The sequence below is a fragment of the Staphylococcus sp. FSL K6-3157 genome (assembly GCF_038005145.1).
GTDB classification, from domain to species: domain Bacteria; phylum Bacillota; class Bacilli; order Staphylococcales; family Staphylococcaceae; genus Staphylococcus; species Staphylococcus equorum.
In genome coordinates, this window is record NZ_JBBOSM010000001.1 from 101,065 (window position 1) to 125,239 (window position 24,175).

A 24,175-nucleotide genomic window follows, 5' to 3' on the forward strand; every position below is an offset into this window, starting at 1 on the left:
ATTGATTAAGATTGTTTTTCAATATCTAATTTTTTGTATAAATCATCAATGAGTTCAAGAGATGAAGTATAACCACCAGCCATGTTCCATGTGATTTCATCTACATTTTTTGAAACTTCATCATTTTTTACTGCATTTAAGTTTTTCCATTGATTACTTGATGTCCAATCTGCTTCTGTCTTCTTAGTTAACTCTGCGTCTTTATCAGTAGTGTTAGACTTGAACATAAATATATGATCAGCATCCATAAGTGGAATGCTTTCTTTAGATGTTAATTGAATGATGTCTTTACCTTTATCAACTTGTTTTTGTTGTCCTTCTGGTCGTTTAAACCCTAAGTCATGTAAGATGTCTCCAGCGTAACCACTTGCATAAATACGTGCATGATCTGGTCTGAAGTTGATAACTGAAGCTGACATTGGCCATTGTTCTCCATACTTAGCTTTTGCATCTTTTTTAAATTGTGCAACTTTATCATCATATTTCTTTAATAACTCATCAGCTTTGTCTTCTTTACCGAGTGCTTTACCCATCATTTTCGTTGTATCTTGAAATTTATACACTGTATCGTGCGTAATTGTTGGTGCGATTTTAGAAAGTTGTTCATATTGTTTTTCATTTCTGACTTTAGAACCGATGATTAAATCTGGTTTTAACTTAGATATTTCTTCTAAGTTTGGTGAAGGTTCTTGACCTACTATTTTTGTATCTTTTAGGTCGTCTTTTATGTAATCATATTTAGGTTGTTGCGTCCAAGATTCTACAGCACCGACAGGCTTGACGCCTAATGCGACAGATACATCAGTCGCTCCTTGATATAATGTTACGACACGTTTTGGTTTTCCTTTAATTTCAGTGGTCCCCATAGCATGTTTGATCTTCGTTGTTTTACTATCTTCTTTTGACTCCGATGACTTTTCGGACTCCCCATTTCCACAAGCTGCTAACACCATAACGGCTACTAAAACAGTAATGAATACTTTTGTTAAATGCTTCATTTCTCTAAAACCTCCAACTTGGATTGATAATCATTATCAATCCTAATATCTTATAAAGCAAACGATATGTCAACAAAAATTTTTAATTTTTTAAAAAATTAAATAAAGATTTGACATTTTTAGAAAGGATACCTAGAATACAGTTTACTGATAATGATAATCGTTATCAGTATCGTAGTGTTATTAATAATCCATATTTTTTAGGAGGAATTTAAGTGAGACAAGAACCTAAGCATTGTCATGATTCTTTACTTTCATGTATAGGCAAAACGCCAATGATACAGCTCCAGCAACTGTTCCCGGAACATAATGTTTACGCAAAATTAGAATATATGAATCCAGGCGGCAGTATGAAAGATAGACCAGCTCAATACATCATTGAAGATGGTTTTAAAAAAGGAACAATTACTAAAGGTACACATTTAATTGAGAGTACTTCAGGAAATTTAGGTATTGCTCTAGCAATGATCGCTAAGATAAAAGGATTAACACTAACATGTGTGGTAGACCCGAAAATTTCAGAAACAAATTTAAAAATTATTAAAAGTTATGGTGCAAATATAGATATGGTAAACGAAGCGGATGAAAATGGTGGGTATTTAATGACACGTATTCAACGTGTTCGTGAATTACTTGATTCCACTGACAACGCATATTGGATTAATCAATATGCAAATGAATTAAATTGGAAAGCACATTATCATGGTGCTGGTGCAGAAATCGTAGAGCAAATAGAAACTCCAATTGATTATTTTATAGCGCCAGTGAGTACTACAGGTAGCATTATGGGCATGAGTAGAAAGATCAAAGAATATCACCCGAATGCACATATTATTGCGGTGGATGCGAAAGGGTCAGTTATTTTTGGTGAAACGCCTACAGATAGAGAATTACCAGGTATTGGCGCGAGTAGAGTGCCTGAAATTTTAAATAAAGAAGAAATAGACCAAGTTGTTCATGTGGATGACTACCAATCAGCACTTGGATGTAAACGCTTAGTTGATTATGAAGGTATTTTTGCAGGAGGATCAACAGGTTCAATTATATCAGCGATTGAAAAAGTCATTGATTCAATTGCTAAAGATAAAACAATTGTGACGATTTTACCTGACAGAGGCGATCGCTATTTAGATTTAGTTTATTCAGATGAATGGTTTGATGAAGTGAAAAATAAAAAAGGAGCGCTAACACGATGAACAAAGACATGTTGTATTTAAATAGATCAGATATTGAACAAGCAGGAGGTAATCATTCAACAGTTTATGTAAATGCATTAACTGAAGCATTAAAAGCCCATGCGAATCAAGATTTTGTGCAACCATTAAAGCCATATTTACGCGCAAATGGTACAGAAGGACATATAGCGGATCGTATTATTGCCATGCCAAGTCATATTGGCGGTCAAGATCCAGTATCAGGTATTAAATGGATTGGAAGTAAACATGACAATCCTTCAGAACGTAAGATAGAACGTGCAAGTGGTGTCATTATCTTGAATGATCCTGAAACAAACTATCCCATTGCAGTGATGGAAGCGAGCTTAATTAGTAGTATGAGAACGGCGGCTGTTTCGGTAATTGCTGCTCAGAAATTAGCAAAAAAAGGATTTGAAGCATTAACAATTATTGGCTGTGGTCTAATCGGTGATAGACAATTGCAAAGTATGTTAGAGCAATTTAATCATATTAAACAAGTATATGTTTTTGATCAATTTGAAAAAGCCAGCGCTAATTTTATTGAAAAATGGGCCGAAGCACGTCCAGATATTCACTTTGTTCAAGCGACAACAGCGAAAAAAGCAGTTGAAAATGGAGAGGTAGTCATTACTTGTACAGTTACGGACAAACCTTACATTGAATATGATTGGATTCAAAAAGGCACATTTATCAGCAATATTTCAATTATGGATATTAAAAAAGACGTCTTTACACAAGCAGATAAAGTCTTGGTAGACGATTGGTCACAAGCAAATCGCGAGAAAAAGACAATTAACCAACTTGTATTAGAAGGGCGCTTTAGTAGGGAAGCCTTACATGCTGAATTAGGAGAATTATTAACGGGTGCTAAACCAGGAAGAGAAAATGATGACGAAATTATTTTATTAAATCCAATGGGTATGGCAATCGAAGATATTTCAAGTGCTTATTATATTTATAAAGAAGCTAAGCAACAGCAAATCGGAACAACATTAAGTCTATATTAAGGAGTGTCGTACAGTGATAGAAGCCACAGCGAATCATCAACAAAATCATGCACACACTACTATTTTAAGAGATCTAGTGGATGGTCTATTATTTGAAGATATCTTTGGTCTTTTGACAAAAAGTGAAGCATTGCAAATCGCTTCAGATACGATATTGAAATATGGCAATGAAGATAAGGCGCTCTATATACCTGTTTATCATAGTGGTTTAAATATTTATAGATTAAAAGGAACGACCGTCTTTGTAAAAGACAATGACGAACAACACGAGATCAATGCTTTAGGGTTATGGGATGCATTAGTTGAAATGAATGCACCGTCGAGCCGTGAATTGAATACAGTACGTTTTCGAGAAGGCCTAGAAGTTGCGATGGATCAGTTAACAGCCCAATTAGCAGGATTAACATTATCAGAGCATCCCTTTATCAAATCAGAACAGTTTGCGAGTTTAAAGGATCGTCCATTTCATCCTTTAGCTAAAGAAAAACGTGGTTTAGATACAGAAGATTATCAACAATATCAACCCGAATACTTTAAAACTTTTTCTTTAAAAACGGTTGCGATACATCGTGATTACATTTTAAAGAGTGAGTATTTAAACGAAAGCATACTCAATGAAGCATTAGCAATCGAAGACGAGGATATATTGGGACACACGCTTGAGTCGGCAGGCTTATCTTCAGAGTCGTATATGGTATTTCCTGTACATCCTTGGCAAATGACACACGTGATTCCCGAAATGTTTCAAGCAGAAATCGCAGCGCGCATCATTGTGCCGTTAGATTATGAGTTCGGCGAGTTTCTACCGTCATCATCTATGCGCTCGCTTATTGATATTCAACGTCCGTTTCAGCATATTAAAGTACCGTTTTCAATGCAGTCATTAGGTGCACTGAGATTAACACCGACACGCTATTTGTTAAATGGTGAGAAGGCAGAGCAATTATTAAGTGAAATTATAGCTCAAGACAGCACTTTAGAAAATAAGGTAGCGCTGTGTAATGAAAAGCAGTGGCTATCGTTTATTAATGCAGATAAAGATATATTCCAAGATCAAATAGGCCATCTGACAACACAGATTAGAAGTTATCCTAAACAAGTGACAGCACCATCGTCACAACTCGTATCGATGGCTGCATTAGCGGCACATGATGCCACATTATATGAAGATATTCTTGGCATAGCCCAAGATCAAATGGAAAGTCAGCAATTAGAAGTGTTATTTGATGAGATGATAGATCAATTTCTTCGTATTATGATTAAATTTATGCAAAATGGTGTCTTACCAGAAGTACATGGACAAAATATTTTAATCTTATTTAAAGAAGGGCACGTGGATCAATTTATATTGAGAGATCACGATACAGTGCGTATTTATCCACGATGGATGCATGAAAATAACATTGATATTCCACAATATGCGATAAGCAAAAATTCTCCAAATACGTTAATTAATGAAGATATAGAAACATTCTTTACATATTTTCAAACATTAGCAGTATCAGTGAATTTATATGCAATTGTAGATATGCTACATCACGTCTTTGGATTGGATGAACTAATGTTAATGAATAAAATTAAATCATCACTTTCAAAGCATGTGCAGCAGATGGATTGTTCGGAAGTGGATAAAGCACAAGTGCAACATATTTTGTTCGAGAAGCAAACGTGGCCTTTTAAACGCGTACTCTTACCACTTTTACATCAACAAGAATCAGGTGGCGGTAGCATGCCATCCAGTATTGGGACAATACCAAACCCAATGATGCGTCATGAACAGTGAAGCGATTTGGTATAGGAACTTTCGCATTTTATGGCTGAGCCAGTTTATTTCGATAGCTGGACTGACCGTACTCGTTCCTTTGTTGCCAATCTATATTGCATCGCTCAAGGATTTATCTGTTACAGAAATTCAAATGTGGAGTGGGATTGCAATTGCAGCGCCCGCTATCACAACGATGATTTCATCACCGTTGTGGGGCAAACTTGGAGATAGAATCAGCCGAAAATGGATGGTACTCCGTGCATTATTAGGTTTAGCAATTTGTTTATTATTGATGTCACTCTGTACAACGCCACTGCAGTTTGTGTTAGTCAGATTATTACAAGGTTTATTTGGCGGTGTCGTAGATGCTTCTAATGCATTTGCGACGAGTGAAGCACCTGAAAAAATGCGTGGTAAAGTACTTGGGAAATTGCAAAGTTCTATTAGTGCGGGCTCTCTTGTGGGACCACTTATCGGAGGCGTTGCAGCAAGTATTGTTGGATTTCAGTCGTTACTGTTAGTGATTGCTATTTTGACATTTATTGTCTGTGCAGTAGGTATTAAGTTACTTATAGAAACTACACATCAGCATAACAGTAGCGAACCAGAACCTATACGTTGTGGTGTAAGACAATCATTTAAATGTTTACTGTGTTCGCAAGTGACATGTCGCTTCATTATCGTTGGTATACTTGCCAATCTTGCGATGTATGGCATGATGACTGCACTCGCCCCTTTAACAACTGGCGCCAACCAGACATTTTTAGATGATAAAGCGGCAGTAGGTCTCGTTCAATCTGCATTTTGGACTGCTTCTATTTTAAGTGCCCCATTATGGGGAAGCTTAAATGATAAAAACTACGTCAAATATGTCTATTTAATCACTGCACTCATTTGTGGCTTAAGTGTTATATTCCAAGGTCTGTCCACTACACTATGGATGTTAATCATTTTTAGAGTGATACAAGGCTTTACGTATAGTGCATTAATTCAAAGTGTGATGTATGTCGTTGTTAAGGCATGTCATCAAGATTTAAAAGGCACTTTCGTTGGTTCCACAAACAGTATGTTAGTTGTAGGACAAGTAGCAGGCAGTATGTTAGGCGCTGTGATTACAAGTAGCTATAACCCTACGGTTACATTTATCGTGATGGGTGGCATATTTATAAGCAGTTGTGTTGTCTTATTATCATCTCAATTAAACGCTGTGAAAGATTATAAATTAACAATGAATGTATGGGAGTTGAATAATAAACGTGCAAAGTAATCAGAATATTGAAATAGCTGAACATGCAGCTGTAGAACGTATATTGAATGTATATTTTAGAGAACAAAATTTGTACAATGCGCAGCCAGAGCAAAACATGTGGCACATCACGCTCGGGCCGTCTAAAACGTTAATAGGTAAATTTAATTATTGGTCAGTAATGGGTCATCACACATACCACCCAGTGATGTGTGCACAAGACAATGGCACGTCTTCACAGTTAGCACCAATGGAAGTGATTGAGTACGTGTTTGAGATGCTCGCACAACAAACAGAAGATGAAGATAAAACCGGATTAAAAGCAATACTACAAAATATTTATAAAGATATTAACAATAGTGTAAAACGCACCGCACTCTATTTAACACGTGCGCAACAACAACAAACTGAAGATGAGTATATTATTTCGGAACAATCCCTTTATTTAGGTCATCCGTTTCATCCAACACCCAAAAGTTCTGTCGGATTTAGCGAAGAAGATTTATTGCATTATGCACCAGAATGCCACGCGCAATTTCAACTGTATTATATACAAGTTGATTGTTCTATCATGCTAGAACGATATGTGGAAGGTAGAGCGGCGGCAGTAAATGAATTGGTATTACAGTTGGCACAGTTAGATACTGATGACATAGACGACGGTTATATATTATTACCCTTACATCCATATCAAATAACCGTATTAAAAGATAACGCTAAGTTTAAACAATGGATGGATGACGGCTTAATTAAAGACATCGGTATCAGCGGACATTATGTCTATCCAACGTCTTCTGTTCGTACGGTATTTTCAAAAGAGCTTAACATTTACTTGAAATTACCGATAAATGTCAAAATCACAAACTTCGTAAGAACGAATGATTATGAACAAGTAGAACGAACGATTGATGCTGCAAATGTTATCGCATCGATAAAAACAGACTATGAAACAAAGCATTTTAAACTGATGTTTGAAGAAGGTTATCGTGCATTGAAATATTCGTCTGAAGCAGGAGCTTTTGATTTATTAGCAAACACTGCAATGATCGTGCGTGAAGGTATTGAAGATTATCATTCGGAGAAACAAATTCACGTGTTAGCAAGTCTATTTGAAACCATGCCACATGAGCCGGGTTCTATGTTAGGAGACTTGATTACTCAAAGCGGTTTGTCGGATGAGGAATGGTTAAGTACATACTTAGACATCACCTTATATCCTATGCTTGAATTATTATCTGAAACTGGCATTAGTTTAGAAGCACATGTACAAAATACTTTAATTGAATTTAAAGATGGCCATCCGCAAGTGTGTTATGTCAGAGATTTGGAAGGCGTATGCATAGCAGAAGATATCGCAAAGCGTGCGCAAATTATTCCCAATATAATACAAAGCGTTAGTCCAGTTGTCTATAGTAATGAAGCGGCGTGGCATCGTTTTAAATACTACATTATTGTAAATCATTTAGGACATTTGGTCGCTACAATGGGCAAACGCGTTGGCAGTGAAACGACATTATGGCAAACGGTTCGCAATAAATTGCTGAATTGGTCTCAAGACGCAAGTACATCAGCACAAATGAAAGTCTATGTGGATGACCTATATGAAAGTCCAACATTTTCAGCAAAAGCAAACTTTATGAGCAAAATAAAAGATTGCGGCGATAACCCACTTTATACCAATATACCGAACTCAATGTTTATGGAAGAGGAGGTACGACAACATGATGCACAATATTGAACAACAAGTAAAGCAACGCATTATGAATCAACTTGTAACTTCTATTATATATGAGGATGTTGTGCAATATGAGGTGACACAACAAGGTGCTACTTCGATAGTAACCATTGAAGCTGAAGACGCAACGTATCGCGCTGAAGTGAGAGAATTAGACAGCTTTCAAAGGCTAGAACTTACGTCACCTGTATGGCGAATCACAGATGATGGCGATACAGCAGTAACGGTTGATTACGCTACAATGTTACGAGAAGTCATATATACATTTGATAAAAACAATGAAAAAGTTGAGGCGTTTATCAACGAATTACTACAAACGGAGCTGAAAGATACACAAGCCATGCGATATAAAGAGATGACTGCGGGTAGTGTTAAATTAACGTTCGATGCACTTGAATCTTATGCGATGGAAGGCCATCCTTATCACCCAAGTTATAAATCACGTCTTGGTTTTACTCTGGTAGATAATTTGCAATATGGCCCTGATTTCCAACCGACATTTACATTGAAATGGCTCGCAATTCCCAAACATTATATTGAACAAACTGTCTCTCGAAATATCGAATCGCAAGACTTACTTCAACAACAATTAGGTGATGAAGTTGTGCAGCAGTTTAAAGAAGTGCTACTAGCATTAGATAAACCATTAGCAGACTATGAGTGGTTGCCAGTGCATCCTTGGCAATTTGATCACATTATTGCGAGTGAACTTGCTGAACAATGGATTAATGGTGAAATTATATTACTAGGCGAATCGGAAGAATACTATACACCGCAACAATCGATTCGTACATTATCACCTGTGGACACGTCTAAATATTATATTAAAGTTCCTTTAAGCATTACGAATACATCCACTAAACGTGTATTAGCGCCACATACGATTGAGAATGCAGCGCAAATTACAGATTGGTTAAAGCATATTCATGAACAAGATAGCTATCTAAATAAGGAATTAAAAACAGTATTCTTAGGTGAAATATTAGGTATGTCTTATATTAATGATAATTTAACTGAATCAAAGCGTGAAGCAATATATGGTGCAGTATCTGTCATATGGCGAGAGAACTTACACAGTTACTTAACTGAAACTGAAGATGCGATACCGTTTAATGCGATTTATAGTTTAGACCAACGACAGAATCCAATTATTCAGCAATGGATTGCACAATATGGTGTAGCAGCTTGGGTTAGACAATTTATCAAAGTTGCAGTGCAACCGATTATCCATATGCTTTATTATCACGGTATTGCACTTGAATCACATGCGCAAAACATGATGCTTATTCATGAAGACGGTTGGCCAACACGTGTAGCAATTAAAGATTTTCATGATGGTGTGCGTTTTAAACGTGGATTACTAAGTAAAGAGGCACAAAATCCTCAATTAAAAGACACACCAGAGGAACATAAGAAAATTAATCGTAATTCATTTATCGAAACAGAAGATGTGGAACTTGTTAGAGATTTTGCTTTAGATGCATTTTTCTTTATTAATATTTCTGAAATCATTATGTTCTTTGAACGTCACTACAATTTGAGTGAACATCAACAATGGATGTATGTATATGATGAAATCAAGCAATATCGTCAAACCCATCCTGACTTACCTAATTATGACCACTTTGATTTGTTTGAAAAAACGATACAAGTAGAAAAATTAACGACAAGAAGATTATTAGAGGATACGGAAATAAGAATCCATCACGTAACTAACCCGTTAGGAGTGATTCATCATGATGACGTTATCCCTCAAAGATAAATTGGCACAAGACGCTGAAGTCTATGGCATTTTCAATTCGATTCCGAACCCACTTGTTATTGAAATCATCGCAGCGAGTGGTTACGATTTTGTAATTATAGATACTGAACATGCTGCCATTAACGATGAAACGTTAGAACATTTAATTCGTGCAGCTGAAGCAGCGCAAATCACGCCAATTGTCAGGGTCACTCAAGTCATTGATCGAGATATTATCAAAGTGTTGGACATGGGCGCAAGAGGTATTATTATCCCTCATGTTAAAGATAAAGCGACCGTAGAACATATTGTGGAATTAAGTCGTTATTATCCTCAAGGTATGCGTAGTTTAAATGGTGGACGTATGGCCAAGTTTGGTGAAATTCCATTAACGGATTACATGGCGAACGCAAACGACAAAATTATTGTCATGGCGATGATTGAAGATCAAGAGGGCATCAGCGCCATAGAAGACATTGTACAAGTTGAAGGTTTAGACATGATTATTGAAGGTGCTGCCGATTTATCGCAATCGTTTGGCATACCATGGGAAACGAGCAGTGAAGTCGTACAATCAGCATTACGTTACATGCATGACGTGACAAGTGGTTACAATAAATACTTTTGTGCCTTACCAAGAAATAAAGAACAACAAGATATATGGGCACAACGTGGTGTTAATACGTTTGTACTTGGAGACGACCGTGGCAAACTCTACCGTAACTTAAAATCAGAATTAACCTCATTTAAAGGAGAAGCAGAACGTGACACAAATATTCGACAAAATTAAAGAGATAAAGCAAAGTGGCGCACCTGTTTGTCATTATATCTATGATTTAAACGCATTACGTCAACATGTGCATAAAATCGTGTCGTCCTTACCAGAGAACTGCGAGATGTATTATGCGATGAAAGCGAATAGTGAAGATGACATTTTAGCAACGATGAGTGAATCCGTTGCTGGATTTGAAGTTGCATCTCAAGGTGAAATACAAAAAGGCTTAGCACATAAAAAAGCAAAGCGTATTATTTTTGGTGGCCCAGGAAAAACAGACGAAGAATTAACATTTGCTATCGATCAAGGCATTCAACGCATTCACGTGGAAAGTATATATGAATTAAAAAGGTTAAATGCGATCCTAGATACCAAAAATGAACAGATGGATGTCTTATTACGTGTGAATTTATCAGGGCCTTTTCCAAATGCAACGCTACACATGGCAGGACGCCCAACCCAATTTGGTATATCGGAAAATGAAGTCGAACAAGCAATTAAACTTGCACTTGAACTACCGCATATCAACTTAGAAGGGTTTCATTTTCATTCTATTTCAAATAACTTAGATGCAGCGTTACATTTAGATGTTATGCGACTCTATTTTCATAAAGCAAAAATATGGTCAGAAGCTTTTCAATTTCCACTGAAACATATCAATATCGGTGGAGGTATCGGAGTCAATTACGCAGATTTAAATCAACAATTCGAATGGCAGAAATTTGTTGAAGGCTTTCAAGACGTGATTAATGAAGAAGCGATGAATGACGTTACGTTGAACTTTGAGTGTGGCCGTTACTTAGTTGCGCATATCGGTTACTATGCGACTGAAGTCATTGATATCAAGCAAGTGCATAATGCGTATTACGCTATTTTAAAAGGGGGCACGCAACAATTCAGACTACCAGTGTCATGGCAACACAACCATCCTTTTGAAATATGTCATATTGACCATAACTCTTATCACTTTGAACGCATGGAAGTCGCAAATGAAAAGGTGACATTCGTCGGTCAACTCTGCACGCCGAAAGATGTTTTCTCAAAAGAAACACCAGTAAAATCTGTAAGAACTGGGGATGTCGTAATATTTAATTACGCTGGCGCTTATGGTTGGTCTATTTCTCACCATGATTTTTTAAGTCATCCACATCCGACATTTATCTATTTATCTGATCAATAAGGAGGACTACAATGGAACAAATGTATAAAGCATTAAAACTTGTACCAGTGGAACACATAGACTTACACGAAACATTTGAGCAAAAGCGTTTAGAAAAGACAAAGCAAAGTATTGAAGCAGAACAAATTATGAGACATCCAGTGTTAGTTACACAAACACAGTCAGGTAGATATATGGTTATTGACGGTGTGCATCGTTTCACGAGTCTCAAGGCACTTGGATGTCGCGTTGTACCAGTGCAAGATATTAATGAGACACAATATTCAATTAGTACATGGAACCATAAAGTGGCTATTGGTCAATGGTGGGAAACTTTGAGACAAGATAACAGTTTGCCATGGACGACAGAAATTAAAAATACCACGCCATTTATTACAATGTGCAAAGGCCATGACGAACAATATTTATATGTAGAAGATTTAGGAGAACAGAAATTAGAAGCGTGGGCAAAGGTCGTTGCCAGTTATAGTCAAACCTATGATGTGGAACGTATAGCACAGAGTGATAATACTTGTGTATCTAACCAGCATATCTTGATGAAATATCAGCCGCTTGGTTTTCAAGAAATCGAAACAATCGTCAATAGAGGAGAAACTGTCCCAGCCGGTGTCACACGTTTTAACATTTCTGGTCGCTGTCTTAACTTACAAGTGCCATTAACAATTTTAAAAGAACAGAGTGAGCTAAATAGAAATGTAAAATGGAATAAATTCTTAGAGGAAAAAATGGATAGTGTACGTTGTTATTCTGAAAAAGTATATTTAGTTGAGCAATGACGTCTTATTATAAAAAAAGAACGAGTGATGCATGGCATCCTCGTTCCATTCTGTCGACAAAGTCTTATGATTTTGTCGATTTTTTGTACCTATTTAGTTTTTTCATCTTTACGGGCCTGTTTTAAATCAATTTGAGCTAATAGTGGATCATGATCACTCGCACGACCTGACATATCAGTGAAATCACTGTTTACATGAATTGGATCTAATTCTGTATGGTTTTTCAAGTTATTTGAAACGAATATGTGATCAAGTGCTTGTGAATTACCTTGATAATTGTATGAATAACGTTCGCTTTCAGGTAAATCGTAAATCATATTGCTCATATTAAAGCTTTCAAATGTTTTTAACGGTTTTGACCATTGGAAATCATTGTAATCACCAACGGATACGATATTCGCATTAGGATTGTCTTTTTGAACTTGTTCTACAAAGCGTCCAACTGACTTCGCAATTTCAACACGCTGATTTTCACTTTCTAATACAGGTGGTTGTTGACTACCGAATAGCGGTGTATCACCATTTTTAGAGTTCCAATGATTCGCTAATACGATGACTTGTTCTCCATGAAATTTAAATTGAGCAGCCAATGGTTTTCTAGAATCATCAAAGGCAGGGTTATTTGGGTCGATGCGACCTGGATTTAATGTTAAGTCGCCATCTTTATATGAGACTGCTGTGTCCGCATCTCCAGATTCAATAGATTTATCAAATTGAACACGCTTAGGATTGTATAAGAAACCAACACGAATATTTGCATCAGGCTGTCCGCCGTCTTCATTCATTGAAGGATCTATATTTAAATATTTATACTTGGGACCACCAGCTTCTTCAATATCTTTAATTAAGCGTTCATAAGATTTATTAGCTTCTGGACCACCTTCTTTTGGTCCGTCATTATCTTGTACTTCAGTCACGCCGATAATATCAGGATTTTTCATGTGTTCTGTGATACCATTCGCAATTTTATCCGCTTTATCCTCTGTTGTAGATGATGAATTGTTAGAGAAATTTTCTAAATTATAAGATGCAACATTGAGCTTTTGATTACTCGGTTCAATGGAAGTTGGTTGTGGCTCAGTGTCACCCTCGACATGTGCTTGTTTCATGTCATCTAAATCTACATTTAATTTGTAGTTTTGGAATCCATAATTCACATGACCAATAATTGGACCTTTAAATTTATCGCCTGTTGCTACATCAAAATCACGCGCTTTATTATTATCATACATTTTAAAAGGAATACGTTCACCATGCTGGTCATTTTCTGTTAAACGTACTCCGCCATTGTCCGTTTCAGCAGGTTGGTCGTCTAAAACAGTGAAAAGGTCACCGTGTTCTTGTGGGCCAACACTTCTGACATCGCCAACTTCAACACGCATGCCCTCTAGCGATTCCCAGTAGTCAATTGCGTATTGCTCACGATCAAAGGTCTGAAAGTTATCGTTTGCAGAAATTTTGCTTGGTACTTTTTCAATCTCATACGGCTCGGGCAATTTTTGGTTACTTTCTTCAATAGATACATTGCCACCTTTATCGTCACGCGCATTAATTTGAGTTACTGGTAAGTCAGTTTCTTGTTTATCGCCATAACCGTCAATATAATATTCATCGACAGTGCCCGTAACATTAACTAAGTCACCTTTTTGGGCGTCATAATTTTGATTACCCGTATAAATGATAAGCCCCTCAGATGTATTTGGGTTATTATCCTGTTTATCGTCAGGTGTTTCAATATGTAAGTACTTGCCACCATTTAATTCATATTGATATGTAACAATGCCTGTTATGTTGTTCACTTTTTTGCCATCGTAAGGTGATTGATGACCTTCACCTTGGATATCGTGAATTTCTATACTTTTTGTCGAACTATCTTTTGTATCTTTCGGACTCTGCTCTGCTGTCGTTGCGTGAAGTGTACTAGGTGCTATGACAGTAGTTGCTAATGCCATAGATGTGATTAATGACCAAGTTAATTTCTTCAAAACCATTCCCCTTTAAATTTCAAATTTAATTATATTGTAACAAAGCTAATTCAAAGGAATTGTTAAGATAGCGTAAATTAATATTAAATTCTTCTTGAACATCTTGAATTAGGATTAATAATCTTAATGAGTTATCTCGCAAGAGAAAATAGTGTAATAATACTGTAGAATGATGTGTAATGATTTGTAAAATGGGAGGTTTTCATGTGCAAGATGATGATTATAAAATATTGTCGTTACTTAACGAAGAACAAAGTTTTACTAAAGCAGCAAATAAATTATTTATGTCCCAACCATCACTATCGTATAGAATAAAGAAAATTGAGAAAGAGTTTGGTATTAAAATTATTAACAAGGTGGGGAATGAATTTAATTTTACAGCTGAGGGTGAGCACTTAGTTAAATTTTCAAACAAAGTATTATCTGAAATTCAAAATTTAAAATCAAGTATTAATGAAATACATGAAGATTTAAAAGGTAATTTAAAATTAGGAGCAAATACAAACTTTGCAATTTACACCATGCCAGAATTAATAAAGCAGTATTCTCAAGAACATCCAGAAGTATATATGAATATGACGAGCGGATGGAGTATTGAGATATTAGAACAGTTAGAAAATCATGATATAGATATTGGAATATTAACTGGTGAATACGATTGGTATGGAAAGAAAATATTGTTAAATCAAGATCCATTAACAATTATTAGCAAAAAACCGATAAACCTAAAAAAATTACACGAACAGTATCGTATAGTTTATAAATCACACCAGAATTATAATACCTATATAGAATTAGAAAATTCTATTTCTAAATCAATCAATGAATGGTGGGATGAGCGTTATGATACATATGCTAGGAATATTTCCCAAGTTGATAAGATTGAAATATGTAAAAAATTTGTTCAAATAGGTATGGGCTATTCAATTGTTCCACGATCTTGTATTTTAGATGAAGATATCTTTTATACAAAAGATTTGAAGTTTAAAAATGGTGAGTGTATTACAAGGAGTACTTGGCTGTTATATCGAGAAGAAGCATTGAATTCTGACATTATTAATTTCATCGATTTTTGTAAGTGTTACTTTACATTCGATAAAAAATAGCGATAAGTAGTTATCTACTTGTCGCTTTATTTTTTGAAAAAATATAAAAAAATAAATGAACTCATAAATAAATTTTATACAGCGTCACATTTAAAAGGATTTCGAGGAGTACAAAGGTTATTGTAGTGCTATTTGTTGTTAAGTCATCTCGCTTTTTATTTATCTGATTATTCAGAAATGAATTTGCCGAGCTCTAATCATGGTGCTAAACTTCAACTAATTTGAAGTTGCCTTCAAATAAAGGGGGATTGCCATGAAAGCTAAAAGACAGACCGATATGTATATTTTGGGAATGGTTTTGGCAATATTGACTTTTTGGCTTTTTGCACAATCAATGATTAATATCATTCCAACCATGCAAAAAGACCTGAAAGTTTCAACAGGTGTTTTGAATATTTCCACGAGTCTAACTTCATTGTTTTGTGGATTATTCATTGTAGTTGGTGGTGGTATAGCAGATAGAATTGGGAGAAAGAAAATAACTTATGTTGGTTTGATTATCAGCATCATTGGCTCATTATTAGTCATAGTTGCTAGAGAACCTATCTTATTAATTTTTGCAAGAGCGCTTCAAGGACTGTCAGCTGCTTTAATTATGCCGGCGACTTTAGCTTTAATTAAAACAACATTTGAAAAAAGTGAGCGTCAACGAGCTTTAAGTTATTGGTCATTTGGCTCATGGGGTGGGGGTGGCGTAACAACATTTGTTGGAGGATTAATAGCAACTTACTATGATTGGCGTATGATATTTATACTATCAATTGTAGTTGCTATGATCGCCATGTTTTTACTAAAAAATATTGAAGAAACAAAAGTAGCGAAAGTAAATAAAGAAAAATTTGATATTGTCGGTTTTGTAATTTTCGTATTTATCTTGCTCGCTATTAATGTCATCGTGACGCAAGGGCAAGATTTGGGTTGGACAAGTTTTACTATAGTTACATTATTTATTGGTTCTATCCTATTAACGTTAGTATTTATATTTTACGAAAAAACAAAATCGCATCAATTTATTGATTTTGAATTGTTTAAATCAAAACCATTTACTGGTGCAGTTTTAACCAATTTTTTACAGAATGGTATAGCAGGAACAATTGTTGTTGCTAATACTTATATTCAAATTGGTAGAGGATTTACTGCTTTTGAAACAGGATTGTTAACACTTGGTAATATTGTTGCACTCCTATTAATGATTAGAGTAGGAGAAAAAATGCATCAGAAAATGGGGCCAAGTAAACCGATGTTTTTCTCAATTATTATTGCAAGTGTTGGTATGAGTTTTGGAGCATTAACATTTTTACCTAATCTTCCTTACCTCATTGTTGTATTTATAGGATTTCTAATTGCAGGTATTGGTATTGGATTATATGCAACGCCTTCTATAGATACTCTATTAGAACATGTAAGTGATGATAAAGTCGGCATTGGTTCAGGTATTTATAAAATGGCAAGTTCATTAGGTTATTCTTTTGGAATTGCAATATCTACAGCTATCTACAGCTCATTTTCAGTATTATTTAATAATGAGCATCTAGCAGGAGCGCTTGGCATGTTAACACCATTATTATTTGGGATAGTTTCAATTACCATTTTGATGTTAACAATGTATGAAAAATCATTAAGAACGAAATGGACTTAATATTTAAAAACAGGGGGAATTTAATATGATGAATCCAGAAGAAAAACAAACTCTTAATTTACCGTTTACAGGTATTTGTACATTTGGAAAATATCCAATTTGTGAGAGTATTGAAAAGTTAAAAGAACTTAAAGCTGATGTGGCAGTTGTCGGCGTACCTAATGATATGGGAACACAATGGAAATCAGGCGCAAGAATGGGACCAAGAGGGGTTAGGGAAGGCTCAACATTATATAGCTTTGGATTAGACGGAGCTTACGATATCGAAAATGATATTACTTATTTAGGACCAAAGTGGAAAGTCTTTGACGTAGGTGATGTAGATATCGTACATGGCGATCTTATGCAAAGTCATGAAAATACAGAAGCAACTTTAAGTAAAATTGTTGAACAAGATGCTATGCCTGTAATTATTGGAGGAGATCATTCAATAACAGCTGCAACAGGTAAAGGACTTGAAGCATTGGGACCTTTTCATGTTTTACAAATTGATGCACACTTAGACTGGGCTGATCACAGATCTGGCCAAAGATATGGTCATGGTAGTTGTATTAGAAGATTATCTGAAATGGACCATGTGAAAAATATTTATCAATTTGGTATCCGAGGTATTAGTAGTAGTTTAAAAGAAGATGTTGATGCAGCACATGAATATGGTGCAACAATTTTATCTCCTAAAAAAATGCGAGAAAAAGGACCAGAAAAATTGGCAGAACTCATTCCTAAAGGAGAGAAGTTGTATATCACAATTGATATAGATGGTATAGATCCATCAATAGCTCCCGGAACAGGGACTCCTTCTCCTGGAGGTTTATTATATGATGAAGTGAACGAGCTGTTAAAAGCAGTAGCTAAACATAATGAAGTTATTGGATTTGATTTAGTTGAAGTAGCTCCGATGTATGACCAAACTGGCATGACAGGTCAAACTGCAGCACGTGTCATGTTAGATTTATTAAGTTATGTATTAAAAGAAAGAGAATTAAAAGGTGACAGATAGTTATATCTTGTAAGTACAATATGAGATTAAAGTGAAACGAATTTAAAAATAAAGCACTTCCATAAACAAATATATGGAAGTGCTTTTTGTGACTGATTTCAATTTAATCTCATTTGCAATGGGTCGATTAACATTTCATTCTGTAGTTGTGGTAAATATAGATGGAGGAGGTTTTATAAATGTTTAAAAAATTTATTAATGCAACAATATATAAACACGATTATGCATCCGAGATTTTAGTAGAAGACGGCAAGTTTTCATCTTTTGGAAACAACTTTGGCGAAGCTGATGAAGTAATTGATTTAGAGGGTGCGCTAGTATTACCCCCATATGTAGACGCTCATTTACACTTAGATTATTATTTTACTGGTCAAGATCCACAAATAAAAAACGAATCAGGTACATTATTCGAAGCGATTGATTTATGGAATGATTATAAAAAAGGTACAACTAAAGAAGAAATGAAATCACGCATGCGACAGGCAGTTAACGATGTGGCAGGCTATGGTACACAATATATTCGAGCTCAAACAGACTGTACAGATCCTAATTTAACAGGTATTAAAGCAGCGATTGAAGTACGCGATGAACTCAAAGATAATATCACGATACAAGTTGTTGCCTTTCCACAAAATGGTATGTACTCTTTTGAAGAAAAAGGCCAAACAGGTCGTGACTTGGTGGAAGCAGCATTACAATTAGGTGCAGATTGTGTCGGAGGCATACCTCATAATGAATGGAGCCCTGAAGATGGCACAAAGGCGGTTAAAGAAATCGTACGCCTAGCTATTAAATACAATAAATTAATTGATGTGCACTGTGATGAAACAGATGATGTTGAAGCACGTTATTTAGAGATATTAAATGCTGAAGCGATGAAACAAGGCTATGGTCAATCAACGACTGCCTCTCATACATGCTCATTTGGTTCAACAGATGATGCTTATGCATTCCGTATGATGGGGTTATTTCGTCAATCTGGCTTGAACTTTGTATCTTGTCCTACTGAAAATTTATACTTACAAGGCAGACAAGATGGCTATCCTAAACGTCGTGGCTTAACACGCGTTAAGGAATTCGTAGATAACAATATTAACGTAGCATTTGGTCAAGACTCGATTGTTGATTTATGGTACCCAGCAGGTTCAGGTAACTTAATGAATATTTTAGACAATGGTCTACATGCTACTCAATTAATGCGTGAGGAAGATTTCCCACGTAATTTTGATTTAATTACTTATAATGGCGCCAAATTAATGCAGATTGAGGAAGTTTATGGTTTAAATGAAGGTAAGCCAGCTAACTTTATCGTGCTTGATGCGCCCAACGTATTCGAAGCTCAACGTCGCCGAGTTGATTGCCTAGCTTCTGTTAGAAATGGTGATTATTTATTTAAAAAAGAAAAACCACAATTCACGATTGAGTTGGATGTTGAGAGAAAGACAAAGTAATATAGACGCATACCAATATTGTGTGGTTGGTATTATATATATTTAATTTTTAAATTCTAATGATAAACACAAGTGTTGTATGGTATATAATAAAATATTGCTTTTATAGAATTATTGGTTATGATTATACTAAAATAAATATTTATTAAGGGGAATACACATGAACAATGTTTTTAGATTTCGTACCTTTTCAGTAAGTAAAGTGACTTTTGGAATTGTGACTGTGGCAATAACTTTAAGCGTAATCAATTTAAAAAATGAACAGGCACATGCGAGTAGATCAACGAAGAGCGAAATCCAGACTACAGCAACGCAAGCAGAAATCGAAAACGCAACAGAGGCCAAAAACGCAACAGAAATCGAAAACCCAATAGAGGTCAAAAACCAAACTGAAATTGAAAACGCAACAGAGGCCAAAAACCAAACTGAAATTGAAAACGCAACAGAGGCCAAAAACCAAACTGAAATTGAAAACGCAACAGAGGCCAAAAACCAAACTGAAATCGAAAACCCAATAGAGGCCAAAAACCAAACTGAAATCGAAAATCCAATAGAGGTCAAAAAACAAACAGGAATCGAAAATCCAACAGAACAACCCCAAGAGACTACAAAAAAATTAACTTCTACATCTAATCAACCTATAATGAGCGGATTAGATTATGATGAAACAACTGCGAAAAAACCAGAGGACACATTAAATTTTAAAACTACAAATGCTCCCATGACATCAAAAACTAAAATACCACCCAAACCGATAAAACAATCTCACTCAAGCTCAGAAACTGTAAGCCCAAAATCTAAACCGTCAGCGTCAACTGCACAAACAACAACAGAAACAAACAACACAAGGGCTACAGCGGAATCATCAACTCAAAACGCAACAGCAATTAAAACGAGAAGAGCGCCCATATCATCTGTCTCACCAACTGAGTCAGCATCGATGAAAACAAATACAACTACACCCAATACCGTAACATTGTCCACAAACCAATCTAAAGCAACAATTAATAAAATGTCGGCATCATTAACAAACGAAGTTAAATATTCTAGTAATGTAGCAGTTGAGACAAACACCACTGACTATTATAATTCAATGACCGAATTGGAAAATGACACAGTAGAAAACGTAGATTGGAAAAAAGAGACTAAAGATAATGGCAGTGAAGTGCTTGTGGTAGCAGCTCATGGTGGTGGTATAGAACAAGGTACTTCAGAATTAACAAAATTATTAGCTAATGAAGGTGATTACGACTACTTCTCTTTTGAAGGTATTCGACCATCTAATAATTCACAATTACACGTTACTTCCACACGTTATGATGACCCAACATTGAATCATATGATTAAAGATCGTAAAGCAACAATTGCAATTCATGGTGCTCAAGGTGATGAAGAAATTGTTTATTTAGGCGGGTTAAAATCTACATTAAAAGATGAAATTCAAAATCAACTTGAAAGATACGGTTTTGTGGTAGAAACGCCTCCAGAAAATATAGGAGGGTTGAGTGACAACAATTTTATAAATAGTGAAGAGAATAGCACAGGTATTCAACTCGAATTAACGAGAGCTTTAAGAGAAGCATTTTTCAAGAATGGAGACCTGAGTGCTGTTTCTAGAACAAATACTGACAATTGGACATCTACCATGTATGATTTTTCTGACGCATTATATACAGCAATCCAAAATATTTATCCGGAAATTTAAATAATCTTAAAAATATTGGATTTTATATTTTAATGATTTCAAATAGTAATTTGAAATTTACAAAATCCATATAGCATTAACTTTAGATTAATATTACATTGCTAAAATAGTGAATGAAACATTAAAAATTCATATTGGGAGGTACGTGTGATGGCATATAAGTATCGTTCTATTGCTGTAAGTACTGTAATGAGTCTAGCTATAGTATTTACTACAGTTTCAGCACCAACAGCTGATGCAAGTGGTTCAGGTAGTGCAGGTAGTGCAACAGAAGGGGAAAAAAAAGGTGATATTGAATTACTGGATAAAAAACCTAAAGTAGCTGAGGTTCCAGAGAACAATAATCCTAACCGTGTAATTACAAATTTTAAGGGTGACACTAAAACAGAAATGGGTTTTAGTTGGTATACAACAGACAAGTTCAAAGATTCTAAAGTATGGGTTTCAGAATCTAAAGATTTTTCAGACGCAAAATCATTTGATGCGAAACCTAAAAAAGTAGACTCTAAGTATCTTGAAAGAGATAAAGATGGCAATATCATCTATAAAGATGTAGCTAAAGATGATGAAGGCGAACCTATTGAAAAAAATGGCAAACCTAAAGTGAATGGTTATTACACCGATGAAAATGCAGGTGGCCCTGAGTGGACGAGTGGCGACAAGCACGGTAAAACAGATTTAATCAAAGAAAAAGAATATACATACAAAGCACAAGCTAAAGATTTAAAACCGAATACACAATATTACTACAAAGTGGGTAGTGAAAGTGGGAAGAAAAGTGAAATAGGTAAGTTCAAGACTTCCGGTGATAAAGGCGATCCATTTAGCTTTGTACAATACACAGATACGCAAAATGCTTTTTGGAATGAGAACGTAAGAAATGAAGCAGCATTTGGTGCTGATACATTGAAAAACGCAATCCAAACAGCAGGAGATCCTAACTTCGCACTACATACAGGGGACTTTGTAGAAACTGCTGAAGTTGAAGATGAATGGAAAGACTTGTATAAACAATCTAGACCATCATTTATGTCGTTACCAGTTGCTGCAGCACCAGGTAACCATGATGAGTATGCGTTAAATGAAGAAGACGAAAAATTATTGAGTAAATTCAATGAACACATGAACGTACCAAAAGAAAATGACGCAGTAAATGGCGGTTCGTACTATTCATTTGATTATAATGGGGCACACATGGTAGTAGCGAATACAAACGATAATAAGAAATCAAAAGACAATCCAGATGAAAAGGCCATCGGTGATGAACAGATGGAATGGATTAAGAAAGATATTAAACAGGCGCGAGACAATGGGGCAAAATGGGTTGTTTTAAACTTACACAAACCAATGTATTCTAAATCATATCATGCACTTTCAGATGAAGATGTGAAGAAAGTAAGAGAAGAATTAACAAAAGAAATTGATGATCTTGACGTTGACTTAGTATTACAAGGACACGACCATGTGTTATCACGTACACATCCTTTAGAACACACATCTACGAAAAATAGTTTTGTGAACGCGAAGAAAGAAGATACTGAACAATTCGTTGGCGAAGATGGCGTGAAATATTATGACGATCCAGAAGGTTCAGTTTATGTGTTACCTAACACTGGTGGTACGAAAGAATATGATAGTATTTATGACCGTTCATTAGAGCACATTAAAAAGGTTAGACCAGAATTAAGCTGGTTAACTCAGAAAGATTTAGATCATTACAATAGTTTATTCAAACTAGGCGAGCAGCCACAAGAAACAGACGCATTTGAAGATAAACATGAAAATAACAGAGATTCATCAGCTCAAAACTTCTCAGTATATGAAGTTGAAGGCGATCAATTGAAAGTTAAAATTTATCAACTACGCGGTGACATCAGTAAAGGTGAACAACGTAGCGTAGAATTAGTAGATGAATTTGGTATTCAAAAAGATTAAATATAATTAAAACCAATACCTAAGCTGTAATTTATTTTATAGCTTAGGTATATCGGTTTCCCTTTGAAAAAGGAGACTTGTTTTATGAAACAATATATTAAAGCTTTATCAATAATATCTATGTGTACAGCGTTACTTATGGGTTGTAGTAATGAAAAAGCTGAGACAGATAAAGCGACTGGAAAAGAAGCAGTAGCGCAAGAGTCCAGTAAAGAAGAAACATCAAATAAAACTCAAATTTCTGATGAAGAACAGAAGAAAATAAAAGAAGAAATGATAGATTGGCTAGCTGAAGATAAAAAAGAAGACGGTAAGGCAGTCTCCAATCGTTATTTTAGTACAAGTAGTATTTCTGATGGTGATTGGTATGCAGGTACGGAAAAAGGAGAAATTCAAATAAATAATACAGGCAAACCTGGACCTGAAGCATTCGATTTACATGCTGTAACTGGCGCCGTTGCCTATACACCTAAAGATGGTGAAACAGGCTTTGATAAAGAAGCGGAAGACCTTTCTAATGTAGAAGGTTATAAGGAAGTTGCAGACTTAAGTAAGCCAGTGACAAAATACATTTTTACTGAAGAGGGCAAGGTCTACGAATACCAATTTGAAGATAAAGATGATGTGACTTTAGCATCAGGCTTCGCACCAAAAGATCATACTGGTAAAGACCCGAACCTACGCCCAGACCAACAATTTAAAGAAACAGAAAACAAAGCATTGAGTAAGTTTTATAAAGAATTGGTTGAAGAATATAAATAAGAGAAGTTTCAAGTAAAAGCGGAAAAGAAATATTTTTGAGATTAAGCAACGATAAGTTGTTTAATCTCTTTTTTATTTTGAGGATAAAATAAAATTTTTAGTGCTAGAAAATCATTTAGAAAGTCTAGTAGCTTGAAAACATAATATTGAAAATGAAGTGCAATTTTTAAAAT

The 24,175-nt window shown here is 35.4% G+C and carries 18 protein-coding genes; 16 read left to right on the plus strand and 2 right to left on the minus strand.

Annotation, left to right across the window (positions count from 1 at the left end; translation table 11 throughout):
• Window positions 1–5: 5 nt before the first annotated feature.
• On the minus strand, window positions 6–998 hold the full coding sequence (locus tag MHB47_RS00425) for an ABC transporter substrate-binding protein (RefSeq protein ID WP_002511713.1): 993 nt from the start codon (window positions 996–998) through the stop codon (window positions 6–8).
• Window positions 999–1,213: 215 nt separating this feature from the next.
• On the opposite strand from MHB47_RS00425, the gene sbnA reads away from it, so the two are divergent.
• From sbnA to sbnI, 9 genes are read left to right on the plus strand one after another with little or no spacing between them, the layout of a single operon-like run.
• Window positions 1,214–2,194, plus strand: a complete 981-nt coding sequence (sbnA, locus tag MHB47_RS00430) for a 2,3-diaminopropionate biosynthesis protein SbnA (RefSeq protein WP_056936083.1) — start codon at window positions 1,214–1,216, stop codon at window positions 2,192–2,194.
• The gene (sbnB, locus tag MHB47_RS00435; protein ID WP_340754231.1) at window positions 2,191–3,201 is read left to right on the plus strand and encodes a 2,3-diaminopropionate biosynthesis protein SbnB; all 1,011 of its coding nucleotides are present in this window, start codon (window positions 2,191–2,193) and stop codon (window positions 3,199–3,201) included. Before sbnA ends, sbnB begins: the two co-directional genes overlap by 4 nt.
• A gap of 13 nt (window positions 3,202–3,214) precedes the next feature.
• On the plus strand, window positions 3,215–4,984 hold the full coding sequence (gene sbnC / locus MHB47_RS00440; protein ID WP_340754233.1) for a staphyloferrin B biosynthesis protein SbnC: 1,770 nt from the start codon (window positions 3,215–3,217) through the stop codon (window positions 4,982–4,984).
• On the plus strand, window positions 4,974–6,233 hold the full coding sequence (locus tag MHB47_RS00445) for an MFS transporter (protein ID WP_107518294.1): 1,260 nt from the start codon (window positions 4,974–4,976) through the stop codon (window positions 6,231–6,233). The genes sbnC and MHB47_RS00445 overlap by 11 nt, the downstream gene beginning before the upstream one ends.
• Entirely contained in the window at window positions 6,223–7,950 is a 1,728-nt protein-coding gene (locus MHB47_RS00450) for an IucA/IucC family protein (RefSeq protein ID WP_340754235.1), read from the plus strand. The genes MHB47_RS00445 and MHB47_RS00450 overlap by 11 nt, the downstream gene beginning before the upstream one ends.
• The gene (gene sbnF, locus MHB47_RS00455; RefSeq protein WP_340757249.1) at window positions 7,937–9,709 is read left to right on the plus strand and encodes a staphyloferrin B biosynthesis protein SbnF; all 1,773 of its coding nucleotides are present in this window, start codon (window positions 7,937–7,939) and stop codon (window positions 9,707–9,709) included. Before MHB47_RS00450 ends, sbnF begins: the two co-directional genes overlap by 14 nt.
• On the plus strand, window positions 9,684–10,478 hold the full coding sequence (locus MHB47_RS00460; RefSeq protein ID WP_340754237.1) for an HpcH/HpaI aldolase family protein: 795 nt from the start codon (window positions 9,684–9,686) through the stop codon (window positions 10,476–10,478). Before sbnF ends, MHB47_RS00460 begins: the two co-directional genes overlap by 26 nt.
• A complete protein-coding gene (locus tag MHB47_RS00465; RefSeq protein ID WP_340754239.1) occupies window positions 10,453–11,643 on the plus strand; it encodes a type III PLP-dependent enzyme in 1,191 nt (396 codons plus the stop codon). The genes MHB47_RS00460 and MHB47_RS00465 overlap by 26 nt, the downstream gene beginning before the upstream one ends.
• Window positions 11,644–11,654: 11 nt before the next feature.
• Entirely contained in the window at window positions 11,655–12,419 is a 765-nt protein-coding gene (gene sbnI / locus MHB47_RS00470) for a bifunctional transcriptional regulator/O-phospho-L-serine synthase SbnI (RefSeq protein ID WP_340754241.1), read from the plus strand.
• Window positions 12,420–12,508: 89 nt separating this feature from the next.
• Here sbnI and MHB47_RS00475 read toward each other — a convergent pair whose 3' ends face one another.
• The gene (locus MHB47_RS00475) at window positions 12,509–14,410 is read right to left on the minus strand and encodes an endonuclease/exonuclease/phosphatase family protein (RefSeq protein ID WP_445684147.1); all 1,902 of its coding nucleotides are present in this window, start codon (window positions 14,408–14,410) and stop codon (window positions 12,509–12,511) included.
• 200 nt (window positions 14,411–14,610) lie between these two features.
• Here MHB47_RS00475 and MHB47_RS00480 point away from each other — a divergent pair, with 200 nt between their 5' ends.
• The 7 genes from MHB47_RS00480 to MHB47_RS00510 all read left to right on the plus strand — a co-directional run bounded on the left by MHB47_RS00480 (window position 14,611) and on the right by MHB47_RS00510 (window position 24,002).
• Window positions 14,611–15,510 (plus strand): LysR family transcriptional regulator, encoded by a 900-nt coding sequence (locus MHB47_RS00480; protein ID WP_340754245.1) that lies wholly within the window; start codon window positions 14,611–14,613, stop codon window positions 15,508–15,510.
• Window positions 15,511–15,757: 247 nt separating this feature from the next.
• Entirely contained in the window at window positions 15,758–17,149 is a 1,392-nt protein-coding gene (locus MHB47_RS00485) for an MFS transporter (protein ID WP_340757251.1), read from the plus strand.
• A 25-nt stretch (window positions 17,150–17,174) separates the two neighbouring features.
• Window positions 17,175–18,149, plus strand: a complete 975-nt coding sequence (speB, locus tag MHB47_RS00490; protein WP_242361616.1) for an agmatinase — start codon at window positions 17,175–17,177, stop codon at window positions 18,147–18,149.
• 179 nt (window positions 18,150–18,328) lie between these two features.
• On the plus strand, window positions 18,329–19,600 hold the full coding sequence (locus MHB47_RS00495) for an amidohydrolase family protein (RefSeq protein WP_340754247.1): 1,272 nt from the start codon (window positions 18,329–18,331) through the stop codon (window positions 19,598–19,600).
• A 160-nt stretch (window positions 19,601–19,760) separates the two neighbouring features.
• On the plus strand, window positions 19,761–21,305 hold the full coding sequence (locus tag MHB47_RS00500) for a poly-gamma-glutamate hydrolase family protein (RefSeq protein ID WP_340754249.1): 1,545 nt from the start codon (window positions 19,761–19,763) through the stop codon (window positions 21,303–21,305).
• 150 nt (window positions 21,306–21,455) lie between these two features.
• Window positions 21,456–23,240, plus strand: coding sequence for a metallophosphoesterase family protein (locus MHB47_RS00505; RefSeq protein WP_340754251.1), 1,785 nt, complete (start codon window positions 21,456–21,458; stop codon window positions 23,238–23,240).
• 84 nt (window positions 23,241–23,324) lie between these two features.
• Window positions 23,325–24,002 carry a hypothetical protein gene (locus MHB47_RS00510; protein ID WP_340754253.1) on the plus strand — a complete coding sequence of 226 codons (678 nt, stop codon included), beginning with the start codon at window positions 23,325–23,327 and terminating at the stop codon, window positions 24,000–24,002.
• Window positions 24,003–24,175 lie beyond the last annotated feature (173 nt).